20 protein-coding genes are annotated in these 23,288 nt (G+C 72.6%); 13 read left to right on the forward strand and 7 right to left on the reverse strand.

Annotated features, from left to right (window positions below; genetic code table 11):
* Positions 1-73 precede the first annotated feature (73 nt).
* On the reverse strand, positions 74-1,048 hold the full coding sequence (locus tag M8C13_RS16045; protein ID WP_252481390.1) for an Lrp/AsnC family transcriptional regulator: 975 nt from the start codon (positions 1,046-1,048) through the stop codon (positions 74-76).
* Positions 1,049-1,139: 91 nt separating this feature from the next.
* Here M8C13_RS16045 and M8C13_RS16050 point away from each other — a divergent pair, with 91 nt between their 5' ends.
* Entirely contained in the window at positions 1,140-2,495 is a 1,356-nt protein-coding gene (locus M8C13_RS16050) for an MFS transporter (RefSeq protein WP_252481391.1), read from the forward strand.
* Here M8C13_RS16050 and M8C13_RS16055 read toward each other — a convergent pair.
* The gene (locus M8C13_RS16055) at positions 2,453-3,496 is read right to left on the reverse strand and encodes a hypothetical protein (RefSeq protein ID WP_252481392.1); all 1,044 of its coding nucleotides are present in this window, start codon (positions 3,494-3,496) and stop codon (positions 2,453-2,455) included. The genes M8C13_RS16050 and M8C13_RS16055 overlap by 43 nt on opposite strands.
* A 95-nt stretch (positions 3,497-3,591) precedes the next feature.
* Between M8C13_RS16055 and ilvA the strand changes: the two genes are divergently transcribed.
* Positions 3,592-4,827, forward strand: coding sequence for a threonine ammonia-lyase IlvA (ilvA, locus tag M8C13_RS16060; protein WP_252481393.1), 1,236 nt, complete (start codon positions 3,592-3,594; stop codon positions 4,825-4,827).
* Here the strand turns inward: ilvA and M8C13_RS16065 are convergent.
* Positions 4,824-6,653 carry a condensation domain-containing protein gene (locus M8C13_RS16065; protein WP_252481394.1) on the reverse strand — a complete coding sequence of 610 codons (1,830 nt, stop codon included), beginning with the start codon at positions 6,651-6,653 and terminating at the stop codon, positions 4,824-4,826. The two genes, ilvA and M8C13_RS16065, sit on opposite strands and share 4 nt — an antisense overlap.
* 690 nt (positions 6,654-7,343) lie before the next feature.
* Here M8C13_RS16065 and M8C13_RS16070 point away from each other — a divergent pair.
* Genes M8C13_RS16070 through M8C13_RS16100 form a run of 7 tightly spaced genes read left to right on the forward strand, consistent with a single transcriptional unit; the run spans position 7,344 to position 14,289 of the window.
* Positions 7,344-8,075: a PIG-L deacetylase family protein gene (locus M8C13_RS16070; protein ID WP_252481395.1), complete on the forward strand. Its 732-nt coding sequence runs from the start codon at positions 7,344-7,346 to the stop codon at positions 8,073-8,075.
* Between the two features lie 26 nt (positions 8,076-8,101).
* A complete protein-coding gene (locus M8C13_RS16075) occupies positions 8,102-9,229 on the forward strand; it encodes a histidinol-phosphate transaminase (protein WP_252481396.1) in 1,128 nt (375 codons plus the stop codon).
* Positions 9,226-10,248, forward strand: coding sequence for a glycosyltransferase family 2 protein (locus M8C13_RS16080; RefSeq protein WP_252481397.1), 1,023 nt, complete (start codon positions 9,226-9,228; stop codon positions 10,246-10,248). Before M8C13_RS16075 ends, M8C13_RS16080 begins: the two co-directional genes overlap by 4 nt.
* Positions 10,211-11,899 (forward strand): thiamine pyrophosphate-binding protein, encoded by a 1,689-nt coding sequence (locus tag M8C13_RS16085; protein WP_252481512.1) that lies wholly within the window; start codon positions 10,211-10,213, stop codon positions 11,897-11,899. The genes M8C13_RS16080 and M8C13_RS16085 overlap by 38 nt, the downstream gene beginning before the upstream one ends.
* Positions 11,896-12,645 carry an SDR family NAD(P)-dependent oxidoreductase gene (locus tag M8C13_RS16090; protein WP_252481398.1) on the forward strand — a complete coding sequence of 250 codons (750 nt, stop codon included), beginning with the start codon at positions 11,896-11,898 and terminating at the stop codon, positions 12,643-12,645. The genes M8C13_RS16085 and M8C13_RS16090 overlap by 4 nt, the downstream gene beginning before the upstream one ends.
* 5 nt (positions 12,646-12,650) lie before the next feature.
* Positions 12,651-13,028, forward strand: a complete 378-nt coding sequence (locus M8C13_RS16095) for a cupin domain-containing protein (RefSeq protein WP_252481399.1) — start codon at positions 12,651-12,653, stop codon at positions 13,026-13,028.
* Entirely contained in the window at positions 13,021-14,289 is a 1,269-nt protein-coding gene (locus M8C13_RS16100; protein ID WP_252481400.1) for a glycosyltransferase, read from the forward strand. Before M8C13_RS16095 ends, M8C13_RS16100 begins: the two co-directional genes overlap by 8 nt.
* Here the strand turns inward: M8C13_RS16100 and M8C13_RS16105 are convergent.
* Positions 14,261-15,310 (reverse strand): SAM-dependent methyltransferase, encoded by a 1,050-nt coding sequence (locus M8C13_RS16105; RefSeq protein ID WP_252481401.1) that lies wholly within the window; start codon positions 15,308-15,310, stop codon positions 14,261-14,263. The genes M8C13_RS16100 and M8C13_RS16105 overlap by 29 nt on opposite strands.
* A 77-nt stretch (positions 15,311-15,387) precedes the next feature.
* Here M8C13_RS16105 and M8C13_RS16110 point away from each other — a divergent pair, with 77 nt between their 5' ends.
* Genes M8C13_RS16110 through M8C13_RS16120 form a run of 3 tightly spaced genes read left to right on the forward strand, consistent with a single transcriptional unit; the run spans position 15,388 to position 17,884 of the window.
* Entirely contained in the window at positions 15,388-16,503 is a 1,116-nt protein-coding gene (locus tag M8C13_RS16110) for a radical SAM protein (protein ID WP_252481402.1), read from the forward strand.
* Complete coding sequence (locus M8C13_RS16115) at positions 16,500-17,216, forward strand: hypothetical protein (protein ID WP_252481403.1); 717 nt, start codon at positions 16,500-16,502, stop codon at positions 17,214-17,216. The genes M8C13_RS16110 and M8C13_RS16115 overlap by 4 nt, the downstream gene beginning before the upstream one ends.
* Positions 17,216-17,884, forward strand: coding sequence for an HAD family phosphatase (locus M8C13_RS16120; RefSeq protein ID WP_252481404.1), 669 nt, complete (start codon positions 17,216-17,218; stop codon positions 17,882-17,884). Before M8C13_RS16115 ends, M8C13_RS16120 begins: the two co-directional genes overlap by 1 nt.
* Here the strand turns inward: M8C13_RS16120 and M8C13_RS16125 are convergent.
* Together M8C13_RS16125 and M8C13_RS16130 are read right to left on the reverse strand one after the other, a co-directional pair.
* Positions 17,874-18,134, reverse strand: coding sequence for a phosphopantetheine-binding protein (locus M8C13_RS16125; RefSeq protein WP_252481405.1), 261 nt, complete (start codon positions 18,132-18,134; stop codon positions 17,874-17,876). The genes M8C13_RS16120 and M8C13_RS16125 overlap by 11 nt on opposite strands.
* A gap of 9 nt (positions 18,135-18,143) precedes the next feature.
* Positions 18,144-19,094, reverse strand: coding sequence for an SDR family oxidoreductase (locus tag M8C13_RS16130; protein ID WP_308202806.1), 951 nt, complete (start codon positions 19,092-19,094; stop codon positions 18,144-18,146).
* Between the two features lie 80 nt (positions 19,095-19,174).
* Here M8C13_RS16130 and M8C13_RS16135 point away from each other — a divergent pair, with 80 nt between their 5' ends.
* On the forward strand, positions 19,175-20,968 hold the full coding sequence (locus M8C13_RS16135) for an ABC transporter ATP-binding protein (RefSeq protein ID WP_252481407.1): 1,794 nt from the start codon (positions 19,175-19,177) through the stop codon (positions 20,966-20,968).
* Positions 20,969-21,035: 67 nt separating this feature from the next.
* Here M8C13_RS16135 and M8C13_RS16140 read toward each other — a convergent pair whose 3' ends face one another.
* Positions 21,036-22,946, reverse strand: a complete 1,911-nt coding sequence (locus M8C13_RS16140) for a condensation domain-containing protein (RefSeq protein WP_252481408.1) — start codon at positions 22,944-22,946, stop codon at positions 21,036-21,038.
* Positions 22,947-23,288 lie beyond the last annotated feature (342 nt).

The following is a 23,288-nucleotide window of genomic DNA, read 5'->3' on the forward strand; positions in this document are numbered from 1 at the left end:
GGTGCTGGGCACATCTTCTCAGTACGGTCCGAGGTCAGTTCGTGACGGGGCGTGAGAAGCGCTCTCGGTGCGATCAAGCCTGCCTGATCCGGCCGGGCCCGGTGGTCGCGGCGCGTTTCAGGGTGCTGATCACCGGGGCGGTCTCCAGGTGCTCGATCGCCTCGATCGTGCCGACCCGTTCGGTCAGGTAGGCGTAGAGCGCGTCGACGTCCCGGCACACGGCCTTGGCGAGCAGGTTGGCCGGTCCGGTGGTGATCGCCACCAGCGCCGCCTCCGGGTGCCGCGCCAGGGCTTGCGCGACGCCCACCAGGCGCGCGGGGCGCACGGACAGCCACAGCACCGCCTCGGCGTGGTACCCGAGCGCGGCGGCGTCCAGGTCGATGTCCAGGTAGAGGGCGCCGCTGCCGCGCAGCTGGCCGACCCGGCGGCGCACGGTCGGCTCGGACCGGCCGGTGGTCGCGGCGAGCTCGGCGAAGCCGGCGCGGCCGTCCTGTTGCAGCGCGGCCAGCAGGTCCTCGTCCTCGCGTGTGTCCACTTCGGACGGAACGGGGTCGAAGACCGGAGTCAGCCGGTCGATCTGCACCTGGGTGAGCACGTCGGCGGGGCCGTGCCAGCCGACCGGGCCGCCGACGAAGGAGCGCAGCAGGCAGTGCGCGGACACCGACACGATCCTGGGGGTGCGCGGGAGCTGTTGCAGCAGCAGGGCTTCCGGCGCCTGCTGGCCCGGCGCGCGGATCACGCAGGCGATCTCGGTGCCGCCCGAGGTCAGCTGCACCCACGAGGTGTCCGGCCGCCGCGCCAGCGCCTGCGCCACCGCCAGCGCCGCGTCCGGGGTGCAGCGCAGCCGCAGGAACCACTCCACCTGGCCGAGGCGGCGGGCGTCGGTCATGCCGACCACCCGGAGCACCCCGCCCGCGCGCAGCCTGCGGTACCGCCTGGCCACGGTCTGCGCGGAGGTGCCCAGCACCGCCGCGACCTGGTTGAACGGGACCCGGCCGTCGATGTGCAGCGCGTGGACCAGCGCGCGGTCCAGGTCGTCGAGTGTCACATTCCGATAGTAGACGCCTCCTGATGGAGGTATCCGTCAACTCTGGGCCGTTATGCGCTTGGATGAGTCGCGAAAACCTAGCTTGGCGTACATGGACAGTCAGAACTACCGCTGGCGGTGGCCCGCGCTGGCCGCGCTGCTGCTCGCCGAGGCGATGAACCTGCTCGACAGCACCGTGATCCCGGTCGCCGCGCCCGCGATCCGCGCGGACCTCGCGGTGAGCGAGACCGGGTTGCAGTGGCTCACCGCCGGTTACACGCTCCCGTTCGCGCTGCTGCTGATCACCGGTGGCCGGCTAGGCGACATCTTCGGCCGCAGGCGGGTCTTCGTCGCGGGCATGCTGGTCTTCGTGCTCAGCTGTGCGCTGTGCGCGGCCGCGCCGAACGTGGCGGTGCTGCTCGCGGCCAGGGCGGTGCAGGGCGCGAGCGCCGCGGTGATCATCCCGCAGACCTTCGGCCTGATCCGCGCCATGTTCACCGGCGCCGAGGTGGCCAAGGCGCTGGGCTCGATCGGCCCGGTGATGGCGCTGTCCGCGCTGTGCGGACCGGTGGCCGGCGGCGTGCTCACCGAGGCGGACCTGCTCGGCCTGGGCTGGCGGCCGGTGTTCCTGGTCAACCTCCCGCTCGGCCTCGCCGTGCTGGCCGCGGCACCGCTGATCCGGGAGGACCGCTCCCCCGCCCGGCCACGGCTGGACGTGACCGGGACCCTGCTGGCCTCGCTCGGGCTCGGGCTGCTGGTGCTTCCGCTGGTGGCCGGCACCGACACCGGGTGGCGTTGGCTGAGCGCGGCGCTCGGCCTGGCCACGCTGGCCGGGTTCGCCAGGCACCAGCGCGGCCGGACCGATCCGCTGGTCGAGCCAGGTCTGTTCCGCGGCAAGGTGTTCCCCGCCTCGCTGGCCGGTTCGCTGTTGTTCTTCGCGGTGTTCAACGGCCTGCTGTTCGTGCTCGTGCTGCACCTCCAGCTACGCCTGGGCCAGACCCCCTCCGGCGCGGCGCTCACCCTGTTGCCGTGGTCGGCCGGGCTCGCGGCCGGCTCCTGGGTCGCGGGCGCGGTGCTGGTGCCGCGGTTCGGCGCGAAGGTGATGCGCGCCGGTCTCGGCCTGGTCCTGGCCGGCCTGGCCGGGATCGCGGTGTCGGTCACCGCGGTGCCGCTGCTGGTCACCGGACTCGGCCTCGGCTTGTTCACGGTGCCGTTCTTCGGCAACGCGCTCGCCGGAGTCGCCCCGCCCGAGACCGGCTCGGCCGCCGGGCTGCTGAACGCGGTGCAGCAGCTCGGCGCGACGGCCGGGGTCGCCCTGCTGGGCACCGTGTCCTTCCGGTTCGGCGCCCCCGGGGCCGTGCTGGTCGCGATCGCGCTGATCGCCGCCGTGCTGGCCCTCACCCTCGCGATGATCCCGGCGCGCGACTACCAGGGACGCCAGCAGGGCACGCCGCTCACCCGGTCGTAGATCGCGCGCAGCCAGGGTTCGCGCACAGCGGGCAGGCGGGCCAGCGTGCGCAGGAACACACGCGTGTCGGGCAGGAAGAACGACCACGGCAGTCGCGGTGACTCGGCCTCGGGGAGGTCTCCCTTGACCGTGGGCACCAGCGGCCGGTTCTGCTGGAACGCCAGGTGGATCCACACATCGGCGGCCACGGGCACGGGGGCGGCCGCGCCGGGCGGCGACCAGATCTCGCCGGTCTGGGGATGGCGCGGGACCAGGACGAGGTCGGCGTCCGGGGCGGGCAGGCCCGGTCCGGCCAGGGCCAGCGTCTTCTCCGGTGGCCCCGGTGGCAGCAACACGGTGAGCACGCGGCCGAGGGTGTCCGCGAGGAGGCCCTCCGGCACGGTCACCGCGGCACCTTCGCAGGCGGCCAGCAGGTGGGCCAGCGTCACGCCCAGCTCCGCCTCCCAGCGCTGGTCCCACATCCCGGACGGCTCGACCGGCGGGATGCCTCCGCGGTCGCGCAGCAGGGCGGGCCAGTCCGCGGGCGGCTCGGCGGGGCCGGTGGCGGGCAGGCGGCGCACCGCGTCCGGGACCAGCCAGACCACCTGCCACCGCTCGCAGTCGTCGACGCGGGTGGCCACCGGCCGACGGCAGCCGGCACAGACCAGGTTCGGGCCGTCGCCGCCGTCCTGGCCACAGCAGGCGCCTCGGCAAGGGCTGGGGACCAGCACCGTGTTCCTGGTGTCGCCCGGCGCCAGGCCGATCGCGCCGGGTGCGCCGAAGGACAGGCTGTGCACGGGCGCGAACACGCCGAGGGCAGCGGCTTCCGCCGCGCCGACCTCGGCCAAGGGACGCCACGGTGGGCCGCTGGGTTCTGGGTCGACGACGTAGGTTCCGGCGTCCAGCAGGGCTGTGAAGGCTCCATCGGTTCCCCACACCTGATGCGTGTGGCCGGGCAGCGCCACCCGGGTCACCGCGGTGGTGAGCGGGGTGTCGCAGCCTGCGCAGGCGAACAGCTCCACGGTGCGGAGTCTGGCATGGGGCGGCCGGGCGTGGGTGCACAATGGACGATGCCCGAGCACCACACGCCAAACCGCGCACGGAAGAATGCGTCTCCATGTCCTTCGTCGATGAGGTTTCCTCGGCCGCCGCGCGCCTGGCGAACGTCGCGCGCACCACGCCGCTGGAGGTCAACCAGCGGCTGTCCGAGCGGACCGGCGCGCGGGTGTGGTTCAAGCGGGAGGACTTGCAGGTCGGCCGGTCCTACAAGCTGCGCGGGGCGTACAACCTGTTGGCCCAGACCGAGTTCGCCGGGGCCGGGGCGGTGTGCGCCTCGGCGGGCAACCACGGGCAGGGCGTGGCCTACGCGTGCCGGCGACTCGGCATCGACGGGCAGGTGCACGTGCCGCGGACCACGCCGCGGCAGAAACGGGACCGCATCGCCGCGCTCGGGCAGGGCAGGGTGCGGCTGGTCGTGGACGGGGACACCTACGACGACGCGGCCGCGCTGGCCCAGGAGCACGCGGCGGCCACCGGCGCGGTGCTGGTGCCCGCTTTCGACGACCGGCGGACCATCGCGGGGCAAGGCACCGTGGGCATGGAGATCGTGCGGCAGCTGGGTGGCGCGCCGGATGTCGTGGTGGTGCCGGTCGGTGGCGGCGGGCTGCTCGCGGGGGTGGGGGCCTGGCTGCGGGCGCACTGCCCGGAGACCAGGGTGGTCGGGGTCGAGCCCTCGGGTGCGGCCAGCATGACCGCGGCGCTGGCCAGTGGCGGGCCGGTGACGCTGCCGGAGGTGGACTCCTTCGTCGACGGCGCGGCGGTGCGCCGGGTGGGCGAGGTGAGCTTCCCGATGGTCCGGGACAGCGGCGCGGAGCTGGTGACGGTGGCCGAGGGCGCGGTGTGCACCGAGATGCTGGACCTCTACCAGGTGGACGGCATCATCGCCGAGCCCGCCGGGGCGCTGGCCTCCGCCGCGTTGTGCAGCGAGCTGGCGATCGGCCCCGACGAGACGGTGGTGTGCCTGCTCTCCGGTGGCAACAACGATGTCAGCCGCTACGCCGAGGTGGTGGAGCGCTCGCTGGTGCACCGCGGCCTCAAGCACTACTTCCTGGTGGAGTTCCCGCAGGAACCCGGTGCGCTGCGCCGTTTCCTGGACGGCGTGCTGGGGCCCGACGACGACATCGTGCTGTTCGAGTACCAGAAGCGGGACAACCGGGAGACCGGGGCCGCGCTGGTCGGCATCGAGATCAGCCGCGCCGAGGACTACGACCGGCTGTGGGGCCGGATGAAGGAGTCCCCGCTGCGGATCCAGCACGTCGCGCCGGGCAGCACGGCCTACCGGTTCCTGGTCTAGCCGGACACTCCGATCGCGTTGAGCGGTAGCGGCAAAAGGAACTGGGCGGTGGAGACCTCAAGCCCGGCCGCGCGCAGCTGCTCGGCCAGGGCGGGCGCGTCGGCCAGGTTGCCGCCGTTGCCCGCGAAGCAGTTCGCCAGGTCGAAGGTGCGGTCCGGGTACCTCGCTTCCAGGACCTTGGTCAGGATGGCCTCCTCCGGGGTCAGCTCGCGGCCGGCGGGGCTGCGGCGGCCATCGCCCTCCTTGGTCACCGGCAGCTCGCGCCAGCCGGGGGTGTGTTCCCCGGCCAGGCGCAGCCGGTAGCGGCGCGGGGCCGCGACCAGCGGGTTGGCCAGGAGCTCGGCCATCAGGTGGCCGTGCAGGTCGGCCGGGTCCAGCTCGGGGTCGGTGGTCAGCACCTCCGCGACCAGCTGCTCCCCCGCCACGTGCGCCTCGGCGGCCAGCACGCCGGGCACGGCCAGCAGGGCCTCGGCGGTGGCCTCGGTGTTGACCCAGTCCCGGCCCACCCTGGTCCAGCCCGGCTGGGCCTGCGGCGCGGGCTCGGGCGCGCGCGGCGGGGTCAGGCCCGCGGCGGCCCGGACGTCCTCGGCCAGCGCGTGCAGCAGCCGGCTGGACTCGGCCAGGGTGAGCAGGTGGTCCGCCGCGCGCAGCGAGATCTCCACGACCTGCTTGCCTGGGTGGATGTTGAGGTAGAGCTGTTCGGCCGGCTCGGGCACCGTCTGCTCGGTCAGCTCGTCCGCCGCGGGCACCTCGGCCTCGTCGTCCTCGTGGTACGGGTGGTAGTTGACCTCCAGCGGCGCGCGCGCCGAGACGCCCCGGTCGAAGGTCGCGCGGGCTTCCGCGGCCAGCAGCGCGATCGAGTCGTAGTTGCCGTGCTTGTAGGCGCGCAGGCTGGCCGAGTAGGCGGGCCGGAACAGCGCGGGCAGCTCCTGCGCCGGGTCGACCTCCAGCACCGCCTGGCCGAGCAGGGCGTAGCAGCCGACGCTGTGCTCGGTCGCCTGGTCGAACCGGTTGGCCACCACGGTGTCCATGGCCACCCGGTGCTCGCCGGTGCGGGCCGCGACCAGCCGGGCCAGTGCCGCGGTCAGCACGGTCGCCGGGCTCACCCGGTGCTGCTCGGCGAGCGTGCGCAGCGCGGTGGCCAGCGAGGCCGAGCGCAGGGTGACCAGGTGGCTGTGGCCCGCCGGGATCCCGCCGCAGAACGGGGCGAGGGTGTTGGCCGGGATCGAGGCGATCAGCTCCAGCCAGTGCTCATGCACCCGCTGTGCGCTCTTCTGATTGCCGGTGGTCTCGCGTTCGGCCTGGTCCAGCGGGTGCCAGCGCGGTTCGGCCAGTTCGGCGGGGCGGCCTGCCGCGGCGGCGGCCAGCAGCTCGGCCAGCTCGGTGGCGGCCAGCTGCGCGCCCCAGCCGTCCACCGCGATGTGGTGCAGGGCCAGCACCACGCCACTCGGGTGCTCCGCCGGGCCGAACAGCACGGCCTTGCACGGCCAGGAGGTGTCCAGGTCGAACTCATCGCCGGTCAGCTCGGCCGCGATGGCCGTCCTGTCACCGTCCACAGTGGACTCCAGCACGGGCGGCAGGTCCGGCGCGCAGACCCGCTGCACCGGCTCGGCGCTGGGGAACAGGCTGCGCAGCACCTCGTGCCTGGTGACCAGTTCGCGCAATGCCGCCAGCACCGCCGCCCGGTCCAGCCCCTCGGGCACCGGAACGTGTTGGTACAGCGAAAGGGACAACGACAGGAACCGCTCACTCGGATCGAGCTGCTGCTCAAGCCAGTGGTACTGCTGGGCCCAGCTCAGCGGCCCTGACCGAAATTCGGCACTCAACGCAAATCTCCTCGCTCAGCCGTGCACTGGCCATCATCCGGCGGACCGGATTCACCGCGAATACATACTTTCGATAGCGCCGCGAAATAGCCGCGCCATCTCCGCGAGCTCACCGGACGTCAGCTCGTCAATATAGCGCCATTGTCTGCGGGCACGCCGAGTCAGCGCCCGCCGCACGAGCGCCCCGGCAAACCGTTGCAGATTCAACTAACCCAGCCACGCGCCACCCGCGACGCGCGCGCTGCTCTACCCAATCCCCAGTGTGACCAGCAGAAACCCCCAGTGGTTCGTACCCGTCGGATCAGAGGATACCTGCCCCAAAGGGCTATTGCCACTGCCTTGCAGGACCGCCACGGCGCCACTCGCGCGCCGCGCGACTACTACACCTCGGCCACCGCTGACAATGCAGAACTAGCCAGAACTTCCTTCTTCTGCTGGCCGATACTGGTCACGATCCGTGCAAGACCGCGCTACGGAAGGCAGTCCGGGCAGGTATCCCCCTTTAACAACGCTGTGAATTAACCGACTTTCGGCGTTATTTGTGGCCGGAATCGCACCCTTACCGGGTTCAGCTCAGAGTGAAAGGGTCAAAGCGGACCTGATCGGGAACTGGACAACCCGCCAAGGTCGAGTAAGAGTGAATGGCAATCGTGTCCTCTGGGGGGTCACTGAGTGCTACCAAGACATCGTTTGCTGCTTGCGTTCTCACCACATCTGGATGACGCCGTTCTCTCTGTCGGCGCGGCAATTGCCGCGCGGATCGAGCAGGGCTGGCAGGTCGTGGTCTGCACGCTGTTCGCCGGTGACCCGGACCTTCCGGTGCCACCGGGGGCGGCGGCCTTCCACCGGCACTGCGGCCTCGGCCAGGACGCCGTCGCCCAGCGCAGGCTGGAGGACCGCGCCGCACTGGCCGAGCTCGGCGCGGTGCCCCGGCACCTCGGTTTCCCGGACGCGGTCTACCGGTGGGTCGACGGCCGCCCGCTGCACGACCGGCCGGGCGCGGTGCTCGATCCCGGCCTGCCGGCCGAGCAGGCACTGCGGGCCGAGCTGGGTGCGGCCATCGCCGGGCTGCTCGAGGAGCTGGCTCCGGCGGAGGTCTGGACCTGTGCGGGCATCGGCGGGCACGTCGACCACCGGCACACCACCGCGTTGGTACGCCGGGAATGCGACCGCGCGGACCTGCCGCTGACGCTGTGGGCCGACCTGCCCTACGCGCTCACCGAGGCAGACCCGCACCCGGCCGCGAAGTCCGCGCCGGAACCCGCGCACCTGGCCCGCAAGCTCGCCGCCGCCGCGCACTACCGGTCCCAGCTGCCCGTGCTGTTCCCGCAGGGCACGGACTGGCGGACCGCACTGGGCACTGCCGAGGCCTGGTGGCCCGCCGCCGTGCCGACGGCACGCGCGGGCGCATCCGGCACCTGAACCATCGACGCTGAGGGGTTCCACCGATGACCAGCACCGACCAGCAGCTGCCCGCACCGGGCTCGACCGCCATGCTCGAACGCTGCACGCTGCCGCCGTTCACCCCCGGCAGCCAGACCTTCGACCTGCCCGGCGTGATCCGCCTGGCGCAGAACGAGAGCATCCACGGCCCCTCCCCCGCCGCGGTGGCCGCGATCGCCGCCGAGGCGGGCCGGGCGCACCGCTACCCCGACGCCACCGCGGCCACGCTGGCCGGCCGGGTGGCCGAGACCTACGGGCTGCGGCCCGAGCAGGTGGTGGTGGGCAACGGGGTCGACGAGCTGCTGCTGTTCTGCGCGGTCACCTTCCTCACCGGCGACGCGATCGGCATGGTCACCGGCAACACCTACCCCGGGCACTGGTCCGCGGTGGACTCCGTGGGCGCGCGGCGGCTGACGGTTCCGTTGCGCGGCAACCGGATCGACGTGCCCGCGGTGGCCGCCGCGCTGCGCGGCAGACCGATCACCGCGTTCCTGTGCAACCCGCACAACCCGACCGGCACCGTGCTCACCGCCGAGGAGGTGGCGATCCTGGTGGAGGCGGCCGAACGCGGCGGCTCGCTGCTGGTGCTGGACGAGGCCTACATGGACTTCGCCGAACCGGACCAGGCCCGCAGCGCCGCCGAGCACGTGCGCAAGGGCGCGCCGGTGATCGTGCTGCGCACCTTCTCCAAGCTGCACGGACTGGCCGGGCTGCGCTGCGGCTACGCGCTGGCCTCGCCGGGACTGGCCGACCGGCTGCGCCGGGTCAAGCACGTCACCGTCTACAACGTCAACCGCTACGCCCTGGCCGCGGCCGAGGCCAGCCTGGGCGACACCGCCTTCGCCGACACCGTGCGCGCCCGCACCAGGGCCGCGATGGCGCACTTCCTGACCGCCATCGAGGACCTGCCGTGGATCCGCGCGCAGGCCACCGTGACCAACTTCCTGCACTGCGAGCTGGACTGGGACGCGCTGCTGGTCAGCCAGGAGCTGCAACAGCGCAGCGTGCTGGTGCGGCCGTGTGCGGACATGGGTTTCCCGCGCCACATCAGGGTTTCCGTCGGCACCGAGGAGGAGCTGGACCAGCTCGTGGCGGCGCTGACCGAGATCGCGACCGAACTGGGCCGGCCGTGAGCGCCCGCCCCGCCTGCTCGGTGATCGTGCCGGTCTACGCCCGCCGCCACGACCTGGCCAGGCTGCTCGGCAAGCTGGGCGAGCAGACCGGCGCGCCGGAGTTCGAGGTCGTGGTGGTGGAGAACGGCCGCAGGCTCAACTACCGGTGGCTGCGGCAGCGGGAGTGGCCGTTCCCGCTGCGCTACGAGTACGTCGACGACGGCGCGCAGGCCAAGGCGCGCAACGTGGGCGCCGCGCTGGCCGCCGCGCCCCGGCTGCTGTTCCTGGACTCCGACATCGACCCCGGCCCGAACACCGTTGCCGCGCTGGGCGACGGCGAGCGGCCGGGCGTGGTGATGGCCGACGTGGTCTTCCCGGCCCGCACCAAGGTCAGCCTGGCCACCCACCTCTACGACGTGCCCGCCTACTTCCGCACCACCTACCGGGCCAGGGCGCGCACCGGGCTGTCCTTCCGGGACTTCGTCTCCTGCTCCTTCGCCATGTCCCGCGAGGAGTTCCTGGCGCTGGGCGGCTTCGACGAGGGCTTCACCCACTACGGCTACGAGGACGTGGAGTTCGCCTGGCGCGCGGAGAAGGCGGGCATCCCGTTCCACCTGGGCGGGGCCAAGGTGGCCCACCACAAGCAGCTCGGGCCCACCGCGGTGCACGCCCGCGCGCAGCAGCTGGGCCGCTCGGCCGTGCACTTCGTGCGGCGGCACCCCGACCTGGAGGACACCCTGCCGCTGGGCGTGCGCGACACCCTGGACGGGGTGCTGGCCTTCCCACCGGTCTTCGACATCGACCGGCTGCTGCGCGAGGCGGCCTGGATCGAACGCCAACTGACCATGCTGCGCCGCGGCCCCAGCCTCGGCCGGGCGCGCGGGCTGATCGCCCACGGCCGGGAGGTCTACCACGAGATCACCCGGTTCGGCCGCTACCAGGGCATCAGCACCGAGCTGGCCCGGCTGGACACGCGCACCACCACACAGGAAAGGCGTGGCCATGGAACTCAACTCCTACCTCTACCGGCGGCTCGCTGAGGCCGGCGTCGCGCGTGCCTTCGGCGTGCCCGGTTCGTTCGTGATGCCGATCTGGCAGACCTTCAAGGGCAAGCCGGACATCGTGCTGTCCCGGCACGAGACCGGCGCGGCGTTCATGGCCGACGGCTGGAGCCGGGCCACCGGCAACCTGGGCGTGGTGCTGGCCACCATCGGACCCGGCCTGGTGAACTGCGTGCCCGGGGTGGCCAGCGCCTACCGCGACTCCATCCCGCTGCTGGTGGTCACCGGGCAGGCGCCCACCGCCAGCCTGGGCCGGGGCGCGTTCCTGGAGTCCTACTCGCTGGACCGCAGCGTCGCGCCGACCGAGCTGTTCCGCCCGATCACCAAGGCCTCACTGGAGATCGTGGACGCGGCCAACGCGGACTTCCTGATCGACTCCGCGATCTCGCTGGCCCTCTCCGGCCGCCGCGGTCCGGTGCACCTGAGCATCCCGATCGACCTGCAGGCCGCCGCGCTGCCGGAGCGGGCCGCGAGCGCGCCGCCGCTGGCAGTGACCAGCGCCTTCCGCGGGCAGGCCCAGGACGGGGTGGCCCGGCTGGCCGAGGAGCTGGCCGCGGCCGCCCGCCCACTGGTGCTCCTCGGCTGGGGCGCGGAGCTGGCCGGGGTCGGGCCCGAGGTCGAGCTGCTGGCCCGGCGGCTGGACGCGCCGGTGCTCTCCTCCACCAAGGCGGTCGCCGCGGTGTCCCCGGCCAGCGCGCACTCCCTCGGTCACCTCGGCCCCGGGCAGCGCTCGGACCTGCTGCCCTTCGTCATCGGCTACGACCCGGACCTGGTGCTGATCCTGGGGGCCAGCCTGTCCGCCTTCTACGCCGCCCCGCTGGCCGGGCTGCTGGCCAAGGCCCGCACGGTGCGGGTGGACGTGGACCCCGACCAGCTCTTCCTGCGGCACCAGCCCGATGTCGCGGTGCAGGCCGACCTGCGCACCCTGCTGCCGGAGCTGCGCGCCGCGCTGGACGCCGTCCCGGCCACCCGGGAACCCGTTGTGCCGCAACGGCTCGCCGAGTTCCGGGCGCGGTGGGCGCGGGCCGCGGCGGCGCAGGAGCTGCCCTACGCCGACACCGTGTCCATGTCCGGGGTGCTCAGCCGGATCGGCGAGTACCTGCCACCGGAGGCGGTGGTGGTGCCGGATGCCGGGAACCACTGGCTGGACACGCTGTCCCTGCACCGGCCGCCGGTCGCGGGCGGGCTGCGGCTCAACGTCGGGCTCGGCGCGATGGGCTGGGCCATCGGCGCCTCGGTCGGCCTGGCGCTCTCCGGCCAGGTCGGGCGCACCGTGCTGGTCACCGGGGACGGCTCGATGCTGATGCACGGCACCGAGCTGTCCGTGGCCGCCGAGCACGGGGCGAACCTGGTCGCGCTGGTGTTCAACAACCGCTCGCACGGCCGGGTCCGGCTGGGGCAGAAGCTGGACTTCGACGGCGACCTGATCGGCACCGGCCTGCCCAAGATCGACTTCACCCAGTGGATGTCCGCGATGGGGGTGCGCTCCTTCCGGATCAGCCGTCCCGAGGACGTGGACCCGGTGCTGCGCGAGGCCTTCGCCACCCCGGGCACGGTCGGGGTGGAGATCGAGTGCCATCCGGACGAGGTGCCCGCCTGCCTGCGGAACTGGATCGAGGACGTGGCATGAGCCCGGTCACCATCCTCACCGGCGGCTCCACCGGCATCGGCGCGGCCGTGCTCACCCGGCTGCTCACCGCCGGGCGGCGGGTGCTGGTGCTGGGCCGCTCCGCGCCACAGGCCAAGCAGGACGCCGACTTCCTGCCCTGCGATCTGTCCACAGAGGACGGTGTCGCGGCGGCGCGGGCGGCGGTGCTGGCCTACCTCGGCGAGCGGGACACGCACGCCGAGGTGCTGATCAACAACGCCGGTGGCGGCCTGCCCTGCCCGGCCGCCGAGCTGAGTGCCGAGACGCTGCGGGCCGACCTCACGCTCAACCTGGTCGCACCGATGTTGTTGTGCGCCACCGTGTTGCCCGGCATGCGGGCGGCCGGGCGGGGTGTGGTGGTCAACGTGGCCTCCACCGCGGGGCGGCGGGGCGTGGCCTACCTGCACGGCTACGGCTCGGCCAAGGCCGGGCTGCTCAACTTCACCCAGAGCCTGGCCGCCGAGGTGGTCGCCGACGGCATCCGGGTCAACGCGGTGTGCCCCGGCGCGGCGCACACCGAGCTGGCCGAGGCCGGTCGCGCCCAGCTCTCCCGGCTGCACGGCTTGGAGCTGGCCGACTACCAGCAGCGGATGGCCAAGGCCACCGGCCTGTCCCGGCTGTTGAGCGCGGACGAGGTGGCCGAGGTCGTGTGCTGGCTGGCCGAGGGGCACGACCGCCCGGTGACCGGTCAGGCCTTCAACGTGTGCGGAACTTTGGAGATGGGATAAGCCTTATGTACCAGGTGGTTTCGATCGACGAGCCGATGTGGCCCTCGCTGCGGGAGATGTTCGACGAGCTGGGCGAGCCGCCCCAGGTGCTCACCAGGGACAGCCCGCACCCGCTGGTGGTGCACGAGGTGATGGGGCAGCTGACCTTCGTGCAGGAGGGCAGCGGGTTCATCTCACTGGACGGCGACGAGCGCGCGGTCAAGGCAGGCGACCTGTTGATCCTCAGCTCCCGGTGCGAGCACGCCTTCCTCTCCGCGGTGGACGGCGAACTCGTGCTGCGGCACTGGCACTGGCCCGCCGCGCTGCTGGAGACCGACCGGAAGATCCTCACCTGGGACTACCGGTTCAGCCTGCCGGGGGCCGCGGTGTCCGCCGGTGACTGAGGCGCCGCGCGTCCCCGACGGGCCGTCCAGGGTGTTGCTGGTCAACGGCAACTACCAGGACGGCACCGTCGGCGGCACGCAGTCCTTCACCGAGCGGCTGGCCCGGCAGCTGCACGAGGTCGGGCGCACCGTGGGTGTGCTCTGCCTCGGCGAGTCCGACGCGGTGGAACGGCACGAGGGCGTCACCGTCTTCCGCCTCCGCCCGCCACGGCTGACCGGACTGGCCGGGAGCGCGCCGGTGCGCACGCTGAACCAGTTGCTGGCCATGCAGAACCCGTGGGTCGCCCGCCGGGTGGCCGCGGTGCTGGCCCGGTTCCGCCCGCAGCTGTGCCACGTGCAGATGCTGCGCACGCTCACGCCCAGCGCGCTGCGGGTGCTCACCGCGCACCCCGGCCTCGCGGTGGTGCAGACCACGCACGAGCTGTTCTCGCTGTGGGACTTCGACCCGTTCCTGCCCGACCTGCCGCACAAGATCTACTCCCGGCCGCCCCGGGCGATCGCGCCGATCACCCAGCGGCACAAGCGGATCAGCGCCGGGGTGGACCACGTGTGCGCGCCCTCGGCCTTCGCGCTCAACGCCTACACCTCGCGCGGCTACTTCGCCGGGGTGCCCGCCACGGTGCTGCCCAACTCCGCGCCGCACGAGTGGGGACCGCCGAGGGAACTGGCCGCGCGCAGGCTGGCCGCACCGCCCGCGGCCCGGCCGCGGTTCCTGTTCGTGGCCAGGCTGGACCACTACAAGGGCGTCGAGGTGCTGCTGGACGCCCTGACCCGGGTGCCGGAGCTGGACATCGCGGTGGACATCGCCGGCGAGGGCGTCAAAGCGGACCTGGTGCGCGAGCGGGCCGCACTGGACCCGCGGATCACCTACCACGGGCCGGTGCGCGGCCAGGCCAGGCTGGCGCTGTTCCGGCGGGCCGACGTGATGGTCTGCCCCAGCACCTGGACCGAGACCTACTGCCTGGCCGCGGCCGAGGCCTTCGCCGCGGCCATGCCGGTGATCGGCACCAGCGTCGGCGCGCTGCCGGAGACCGTGCGGCACGGCCGGACCGGCCTGATCGTCGAACCCGGCGACCCGGCAGGCCTGGCCGAGGCCATCCGGCGGCTGGCCGACCCGGCCCACCGGATCCCCCTGATCACCCCGAGCGCGGAGCAAGCCCATGCCAACGCCCCGTCGGAGTTCCTCGCCCGCCAGCTGGCGGTCTACTCAGAAGCGCTGCGCCCGCGCGGGTTCAGCCTCGTTTCCGCCCCACCACGGTGATCTCGTGCCGGTTGTGCTGAAGTTGACGGGCTTCGACGATCTCGTACCGGCGGCGCAGCCGGTCGAGCACCACGCGCACGGTGTCGTAGGGCTTGTAGGTGCCCACCTTGAAGGTGACCACGCACAGCGCGCCGGGCAGCAGGTGCTCGGCCGCGTCCAGCATCACCTCGGCGGAGAGCACCGCGTCCATCCGCATGTCGTTGACCGCCAAGGCGAACCGGGTGCGGGTGCGCTCGAAGAACCGCCCGGCCGTGGTCCGCTCGTGGTGCACCAGCGGATCGGCCAGCAGGCTCGGGTCCAGGTCGCCGGGGTCGACCGCCCAGACCTCCAGGCCGCGCTCGCGCAGGATCCGGGTCCAGCCGCCGGGGCTGGCGCCCAGGTCCACCGCGGCGCCGCCCTGGGGCAGCGGCAGGTCGACGAGCTTGAACAGCTCCTCCAGCTTGAACTCCGCCCGGGAGATCTGGCCCTTCGGCTTGGCCAGCCGCACCCGGCCGCCGGCCCAGTCGCTGAGCGCGTGCTCGGGGGCGGCCAGGCCGAGGGAGACGTCCGCGTCGGAGATCACCGCGGAGAGCACCAGCGGCGCGCCCGAGCGGCACACCTGGTGGCCCAGCCCGGTCAGCTCCTCGGCCAGCGCGGCGTAGAGCTCCTGCGAGCCGTAGGCCACCGGCCGCTGCCCGCTGGCCCAGGCCTGCACCGCGATCTCCGCGCCCGGCGCCAGCCGGTCGGCCAGCAGTTCGCGGGCGGCCGCGGCCACCACGTCCAGCCCGGCCGCGGCGGCGGGCAGGCGGCGCAGCTCCTCGGTGAGGTGCCGCACGAACACCACCGGCTTGTCCCTGGCCGCCTGCGCGATCTCGGCCAGCGAAGCCGTGGTGCTCAGGCAGCCGAGGTCGGGGCCGAGCCGCTCGACCTTGCCCTCCGGCGCCAGCTCGCGCAGGCCGCGCGAGGCGGGCATGAAGTATTCCTGCGACGCCGAGAACAAAATCCGCGTCAACTCCGGCTGCACCCCATCCTGATCGGTCACGGGCGCAGTCTAACCGGCGTGTTCCGCACAGAACCGGCCGGGACAGCCAGCCCTGAGTCATGAATTCGAGGAGAACAATGTCGGACACCACCGTCGTGGACTACCTGGCGCTGAAGAAGGAGAACGCGGCGCTCAACCTGGAGGAGATCCGGCTGGGCCGCGCCGAGCTGCACAGCATGCCCCGGTACGTGATGGTCGAGCTCACCCAGGGCTGCAACCTGAAATGCTCCATGTGCCGTTCCCGGTCGATTCGCTATGCCGAGAAGGAGATGGACCGGGAAATCTTCCGGCGCACCGCGGACCTGCTGTTCCCGGCGGCCGAGATGGTCGACGTCCGGGGCTGGGGAGAAAGCCTGCTCGCGCCGGACTTCGAGGAAATCCTGGAAACGGTCATCCGTTACCAGGCGCGCTGCCGCATCGTCACCAACCTCTCGCTGAACCGGCCCCGCCTGTTCGACCTGCTGGTGGAAAACAACGCGATGATCGACATCTCGTTGGACGCGGTCCGCCAGGAGGTCGTCGACCAGGCCCGCTCCGGGGCGAACATGAAGGTCATCGACAAGAACCTGCGCCGCCTGGTGGCCGGGATGATCGAGCGGCACGGCTCGGCCGAGGCGCTGCGCCTGGTGGCCACCGTGCAGCGGGTCACCCTGGACAGCCTGGTGGAGCTGGTCGAGTACGCCGCCGAGGTCGGCGTGCCGCAGATCGTGCTCAACGAGGTCACCCTCGGCCCCGGCGACCCCAAGGCGCTGGTCGGCATGGAGGACGAGGTGGACCTCTGGGTCGGCCGTGCCAGCAGGCGGGCCGGTGAGCTGGGCGTGCGGCTGTACGCGGGCACCACCTTCGGCCGCTCGGTCGGGCTGAAGAAGGAGGTGCCGTTCTGCATCCACCCGTGGTCCTACGCCGCGGTCGGCTACGACGGCAGCGTCGGCTACTGCGACCACCTGATCGGCCCGATGATGAAGTTCTCCTGCATGGGCGACATCACCAAGGGCGAGTTCCACCGCATCTGGAACGGCGACCCGTGGCGCAGCCTGCGCGAATGGCACGCCTCCGGCCACCAGACCGAGGACCCCAGGTACAGCGCCTGCTTCCAGTGCTACAAGCACCGCAACGTCGACTTCGAGGACGTCTTCGAGCCGCGGCTGGAGCGGCTGCGCCTGGACCTCACCCCGGTGCGGGCCTCCTCGTGATCCTGCACCTGGTCAACGATCTGCCGCTGTTCGGCCACCTCAGCGCCGAGGTGGCCGCGGACGAGCACGTGCGGGCGGCGGTGGAAAGGCTGGCCCTGACCAACCCCGCCCGCACCGGCTACGTCTCCTACACCGACTTCCGCGCCTGGTGGGAGCGGCAGCGCGAGGTGCCCGAGGGCCAGGCCTGCGTGCTGGTCGGCGCGCGGCCCGCGCTGCTGCATGAGCTGGCCCCGCTGCGGGCCGGATCGGACCAGGTGGTCGCGGTCCGGCCGCGGCGGGTGCTCAACGAGCGCGGCCAGACCACGCAGGCGGTGGTACCGGAGGCCGAGCTGCTGACGAGTCTGCGCGCGGAGCGGGTCAGGGTGCTCGACGACGTGCTCATGTCCGGGCACACCCTCGCCGCGGTGCTGGGCGTGCTCGCCGAGCGGGACCAGCCAGCCGAGCTCTCCGCCGAGCTGCTCATCGCCAACGCCCGGACCGGCGCCCAGCTGCGCGAACGGGCCGGGATCGAACTCGGCGCCTGGCTGAGCCTGGACTACGAGCCGATCCTGGAGGGCACCGTCATCTTCCTCACCGACCTGCTCTTCGGGCAGCTGCGCGGCAAGCCGTTCCTGTCCCAGCACGCGCTGCTCGCCCCGTTCTTCGGCACCGACCCGGCCCCGCTGGCGGTGTTGTCCGAGCAGGTCACCGGCTATGCGCGGGCAGGTGCCTGATGCCGCCGAAGGTGATCATCCTGGACTTCGACGGGCTGATCCTGGACACCGAGAGCAGCCTGCGCGAGGCCTGGCGGGCCGAGTACGCCCGGCACGGGCTGAGCCTGGACGAGCACGCCTACCGGGAGCTGGTCGGCCAGGTCGGCGCGCGCGAGGCGCTGCTGGCCGGCCTGCCCGGCGGGGCGGTGGATCCGGCCGCGGTGCTGGCCAGGGTGCATCCGCGGCACCGGGACACGGTGCAGCGGATGCCCGCGATGCCGGGGGTGGCCGCGATCATGGCCCGCCGCGGGCAGGTGCGCCTGGCGGTGGCCTCCAGCTCGCCGTCCTCCTGGGTGGAGCCGCAGCTGCGCAGGCTGGGGCTGTGGGAGGCGCTGGAGGTGGTGGTCTGCCGGGACATGGTGACCCGGCCGAAACCCAGCCCGGAGGTCTACCTGGAGGCGCTGGCCCGGCTGGGGGTGGCGCCCGCGGAGGCGGTGGCGCTGGAGGACTCGCTGGTCGGCGTGCTGGCCGCGGTGGCGGCCGGTATCCGCTGCCTGGCCGTGCCGGGGCCGGTGACCAGGGGGTCGGCCTTCCCCGGCGCGGAGGCGGTGCTCGGCTCGCTGGCGGAGGCGGACCAGCTGCTGTACGGATCAGCGCTGGCCGCCACCGCGGGCGGACTCAGTGACTAGCAGTGCTCATCAGCCCGGACAGCGCGTGCCACAGGCTGTCCGGGCTGGTGAACATGTCCGCGTCCAGCTCCTCGACGTCGAACTCCACGTCGAACTCGCGTTCCAGCGCGACCAGCAGGGCCATCGCCCTGATCGAGCTCAGGCCCAGCGCGGCCAGCTCGGCCTGCCCGGTCAGCGGCGCGTCCTCGGGCAGGCCGTCCAGCGCGTCACGCAGCAGGGCCTCGAACCGGGCGTCCCACACCATCTCCATCACCCTTCCTCACACCAACAGCTTGGCCAGCACCCGCGCCAGCGGGCGCGGCATCAACCGGAACATCACGTCCACCACGCGGTAAAAGGCGCCGGGCACCACCATGGACCGGCCGGCGGTCAGCGCCTTGAGCGCGTCGCCGACGATCTTCTCCTTGGGAATCCAGAGGAAGTTCGGCACGTCCTCGGTGTCCTCGGTCATCTCGGTGCGCACGTAGCCGGGCAGCACCGCGGTCACCCGCACCCCGTGCGGCTTGACCTGCATCGCGACCGCCTCGCTGAGGGAGAGCAGGTAGGCCTTGCTGGCGCCGTAGCTGGCGCTGGTGAGGAAGTACGGCAGCAGCGCCGCGCTGGAGACCACGTTCACGATCCCCCCGCGCCCACGGGCCACCATGCCCGGCAGCACCGCGTGCATCAACCGCAGCGGGGCGAGGGAGTTGACCACCGTGGTCAGCTCCTCGTCCTCGGCCTCGCACTCGTGCAGGGGCGCGCTGGTCCCAGGGGCGCCGGCGTTGTTGACCACCAGGTCCACCGGGTTCGCCGGATCGGCCAGCCGGGCGCACACCTTGGCTATTCCCTCGGGCCGCCCGAGATCGGCGGCGAGCACCTCGACCCGGATATTGAATTCGTGGGTCAGCTCACTCGCCAGCGCGGCCAGCCGTTCGGTCCGGCGGGCCACCACGACAAGGTCAGCGCCGCGTGCCGCGAGTATTCGGGCGAAGCTTTCGCCAATACCGCTGGACGCACCGGTGACCAGGGCAGTCTGATACATGCAGATGCCGCTCCAGTCAAAGTTCTTCGGGTGCCGGACAGCCACGAGCGGAGTGTCGTCAGCCCAATGCCCCCAGGAATCGTTCTCGCCCATCCAGGCTTGCACAACCGGCCTCGATGTCAAGGCCGGTTCATTGATTTCCAAGTTTCCCCGATTGGCACTCCGCCGGTTTTCGAATTGAGCCGACATCGGTTCGCGGTGCCGGTAGTGTCCGCGGGGGGCCGCTCGCCACTCCCCACTTCATCCTGATCGTCCGGAGAGGAACTCACGTGCATTCAGCCCCAGCCGCGGCAGGGCCGGAGAAACCGCTGTCCGCCCTGCGCACCCTTTTCGGCTATGTCCGGCCGTACCGCGGGACGCTCATCGCCGGCGGCGTGGTCAGCTTCCTCGGCGGCATCCTCGGCCTGGCCGCCCCGCTGGCCACCAAGGAGGTGCTGGACACCCTCAGCGCCGGTGGTGACCTGACCGGGCCGGTGCTGCTGATGGCCGTGCTGTTCGTGCTCGCCGCCGCGCTGCACGCGGGCGGCACCTACCTGCTGGAGCGCACCGGGGAGAACGTGGTGCGCGGCGTCCGGGTAGGCCTGGTCGGCCGGATCATGCGGCTGCGGGTGCGCGAGCTGGACCAGAACCGGCCGGGCGACCTGATGGCCAGGGTCACCTCCGACACCACGCTGCTGCGCCAGGTCTCCGCGGAGTCACTGGCCAACACGGTCAACGGCGTGCTGCTGCTGATTGGCGCGCTGGTGGTGATGGTCTTCATGGACCTGGTGCTGCTGCTGGTCACCGCGGGCGTGGTGCTGATGATGATGGTGTGCGAGGCGCTGGTGCTGCCGCGCATCGGCAGGGCCACCGGGCAGGCGCAGGCCGCGCTCGGCGAGATCGGCTCCGACCTGGAGCGCACCCTCGGCGCCTTCCGCACGGTCAAGGCCAGTGGCGCGGAGGCGCGGGAGACCGACCTGATCGCCGGGCACGTGGACCTCGCCCGGCGGGCCGGGTACACCGTGGCCGCCTGGCACGCGGTGGCCACCATGACCGCGGGCCTGGCCATCCAGCTGGCCTTCCTGGCCGTGCTCGGCGTGGGCGGCGCGCGGGTGCTCTCCGGCGACCTGCCGATCAGCTCGCTGGTGGCCTTCCTGCTCTACCTGTACTACCTGAACCGGCCGATCGACTGGCTGACCGTGGGCGCCACCCAGCTGCAGGTGGGCCTGGCCGCGGTGCACCGGGTCCGGGACGTCGAGCAGCTGAAGGTGGAGGAGCCCGCGCCGGTGACGGTGACCGCGCCGCAGGGTGAGCCGGGCGCGGCGACGGTGGAGTTCGCCGGGGTGAGCTTCCGCTACCGCGAGGACACCGAGCTGGTGCACAACGACCTGAGCTTCGTGGCGCCTGCCGGCAGCATGACCGCGCTGGTCGGCTCCTCCGGCGCGGGCAAGTCGACGGTGTTCGCGCTGCTGGAACGGTTCTACGAGGCCGACCGCGGCTCGGTGACCATCGACGGCAGGGATGTCCGGGACTGGCCGCTGCACGAGCTGCGCCGCACCATCGGCTACGTGGAGCAGGACGCCCCGGTGCTGCACGGCACGCTGCGGGACAACCTGCGCTTCGCCGCGCCGGAGGCCACCGACGAGCAGATCCGCCAGGTGCTGGAGCTCACCCGGCTGGACAGCCTGCTGCGGCGGCTGCCGGAGGGCCTGGACACCGCGGTCGGCCACCGGGGCACCACGCTCTCCGGCGGCGAGCGGCAGCGGATCGCGATCGCGCGGGCGCTGCTGCGCTACCCCAGGCTGCTGCTGCTGGACGAGGCGACCTCGCAGCTGGACTCGGTGAACGAGGCGGCGCTGCGCGAGGTGGTCGCCGACATCGCGGGCACCACCACGGTGCTGGTGATCGCGCACCGTCTGTCCACTGTGGCCAGTGCGAGCCAGATCCTGGTGCTGGACGCCGGAAAGGTGCGGGCCAGCGGCACGCACCGCGAGCTGATCAGCGACGACGACCTGTACCGCCAGCTGGCGGCCACCCAGTTCGCCGCCGCCTCGGTGCTGGAGCCTACCGGGCCGGAGGCCTGATCCCGTGCTGAGCGCATCGCGGCCGGACCGGTCGGCTGACCGGTCCGGCAGCGTTGTGCCGTCCTGCTCAGTCCACCGGCTCCAGCCGGGCGGCCAGGCTGCCCAGGGACTCGGTGCCGAGCAGCTCGTCGGCCAGCAGCCCGGTGTAGCCGCGCCGGGCCAGCTCGGCCAGCACCAGCGGCGCGGCCAGCATCGGCGCGCCCAGCTCGGCCAGGCTGCGGCCCAGGTCCGGGTTGATCTCCGGCAGCACCGCGGTCAGCGCCCCGGCCAGCGCCAGCTCCGCCGGATCCGCCGGTGGCTGAGGGGGCTGGTCCTGCCCGTCGCCCTCGGCCAGCACCGGGCCGCCCGCTTCGGCGCGCAGGGTGAACCAGTGCGGGGCGAGCAGGCCGGGCAGCTCGCTGAGCTGGTCCAGCACGAACCGGCGCAGCGTGGCCGGGGTGTGCCCGGCCTCGGCGACCACCTCGGCACGCACCTTGTCGTCCACAATGGACAGTTCGACCGACTCGACCCCCGGGCAGGCGGCCAGCACCTCGGTGGTCAGGCCCAGGTCCACCCAGCCCGCCGGCAGGGCGACCCAGCCTTCCTTGGGCACCCCGGTCCGCTCGGCGGGCACCGCGAGGTCCTCCCCCGCGGCGGCCGCGCGCAGCAGTTCGCGCATGCGCCGCAACAGGTTCCGCGCGTCGTCCAGGGTGAGCAGGTGGTCGCCGGTGTTGAGGTCCACCCGCAGCATGCCGTCATCGGGCTCGATGTCCAGGAACACCGAGCCGCAGGCGCCGGGGGTGGTGTGACCGCTGAGCTCGTCCTCGCCGGTGGCCACCTCGGTGTCCGGGAAGTAGGACAGGTAGTTGAAGTCCAGCAGCGAGAACGGCTGCACGCCGGTGCGCGCCGCGTGCCGCTGCACGGCCATGTGCAGCGCGCCGGGGTCGTAGCGGCTGAACCGGTAGCCGCGCAGGGTCTCCTCGGAGACCTGGCGGACCAGTTCGTCGAAGGTCAGCCCGGCCTCGGCGCGCACCGGCACCATCACCGGGGCCGAGTACGGGCCGATGCTGGTGCGGGTGCGCGCGGTGGTCCGGTTGGAGACGATCACGTCCAGGCAGAACCGGTCCGCCCCGGTGCGTTCGGCGATCAGGAAGGCCCAGGCGGCCAGCACCACCACCGGCAGGCTCACCCCGTGCCGGGTGGCCACCACCTGGCAGTCGGCGAGCAGGCCGGCCGAGCGCAGCCGCGCCGCGTGCCTGGCCTCGCCGCCCTGCTCGGCGCAGAAGGCGGGCAGCAGGTGCTGCGGGTGCGCGCGCACCACCTCCAGCCAGTGCTCGTGCGAGCGCTGCGCCTCGGCCAGCGCGCGCGGCGTGGCCTCCGCGGCGACCTGGTCCAGCGGGTGGTGCCGGGCAGGCGGCAACTCCTTGCCGCGCAACAGGTCCACCAGTTCCTCCAGCAGCACCGCCATGGCCCAGCCGTCGGCGGCGAGGTGGCTCATGAACAGCGCCAGCACCACCGGCGACCTGTCCCGCAGCAGCACCATGGCCCGCCACGGCCACTCGGTGGTGACCTCGAACCCGGTGCCGATGAACGCCGAGAGCGCCTGGTGCACCGCGGTCTCCGCCGGCGTGCCGGTGAAGGCGGGGACCTCCTCGCCGGGCACCGTGCAGCGCACCAGCTGCACCACCCGGTGCAGGGCGGCCTCGTCGAGTCCGTCCGCGGCGAGTTCGGTCAGCTCGATCGGGTGCTCGTCCGGATCGCCGACGAACTGCTCCGGCCGGTCCAGGGAGACGGTGGTGCGCAACGCCTCGTGCCTGCGCACCAGCGTGCGCAGCGCGGCGCGGACCTCCGCCGTGGACACCCCGGCCGGCAGGCGGCAGGAGTCCAGCAGCGGCAGCGAGAAGGAGTGGCGCTCGTGCGGCAGGTGCCGTTCCAGCCAGTGCCACTGCTGTCCGTGGCTCAACGGCCCGGACCTGCCTGCGGGGGTGCTCTCGTTCACGTGTCTCCGTTCCGGATCCCGGCTGCCTGCCGCGGTGCGGGCCGTTGTGCCGGACTTCCACGATCCAAATGTTGCCGTAGCGGATGGCTGTGGCCGAACCGGCCCGGCGAATTATCCTTCACCTGCCCGTGCGGCAAGTGTACAAAAACATCTGGTTTGACCAAGGACGGGGCCGATGGTACGAATGACGTAGGGGGTGTCGTTACCGGAACGACCCGCGCAGCTGAGCCGTCTGGGTGGCGAGTTAACCGCCAGGTGCGCGAATTCCGGCAACACCCGACAAGTGCTGGCGGCTACCCGCCACTCCTGCCATCTTCCCAGCTAGTCGCACTGCGGAGGGGA

This window comes from Crossiella sp. SN42, assembly GCF_023897065.1.
Taxonomy (GTDB): domain Bacteria; phylum Actinomycetota; class Actinomycetes; order Mycobacteriales; family Pseudonocardiaceae; genus Crossiella.